The sequence below is a fragment of the Alkalimonas collagenimarina genome (assembly GCF_030717845.1).
GTDB lineage: Bacteria > Pseudomonadota > Gammaproteobacteria > Enterobacterales > Alteromonadaceae > Alkalimonas > Alkalimonas collagenimarina.
This window is the reverse complement of the sequence record NZ_JAUZVZ010000069.1, coordinates 1-497: the sequence shown is the minus strand read 5'-3', so window position 1 is coordinate 497 and position 497 is coordinate 1. Positions and strand designations below refer to the sequence as shown.

The 497-nt window shown below is 43.3% G+C and carries 1 protein-coding gene; it reads right to left on the bottom strand.

Annotation, left to right across the window (positions count from 1 at the left end; genetic code table 11):
* Positions 1–41: 41 nt before the first annotated feature.
* Positions 42–497: IS3 family transposase (locus tag Q3O60_RS17630; protein ID WP_305895234.1), on the bottom strand; the 456-nt coding region annotated here is incomplete at its 5' end.

Below are 497 nucleotides of genomic sequence, written 5' to 3'. Positions count from 1 at the left end.
GAAACCTCCCCCTAAAAAGTAGACGCTTTTAGATTTCAATTTCATGCTGCCTTACTTTCATATTCAATTGGCGTATTAAACCCCAATGACGAATGGAGCCGACTCGTATTGTAATAACTATCAATATACCAAGCTAAGGTCATTCTCAGCTGTTTAACCGACTCAAATACTATACCGTGGAATGTCTCTGTTTTCATGGTCTTAAAAAAAGATTCAACGTGTGCATTATCCGTCATATGCTTGGGTCTATTCATACTTGGCCTTATCCCAGCTCGGGCCAGCTCATCTTGAAATAGATAAGCACCATATTCTGCACCTCGGTCACTGTGGAATAACAAGCCTGGCTTGACCTCGCGATGCGTCAGTGCTTTTTTCAACGCTGACACCGTTAAATCTGCCGTTCGCGTTTGGCTAAGCTCCCAGCCCACAATGCTTCGCGAGTACAAATCAATAATCACCGCAAGATAAGACCATTGGCCGTTTACCTTCAAATAGGT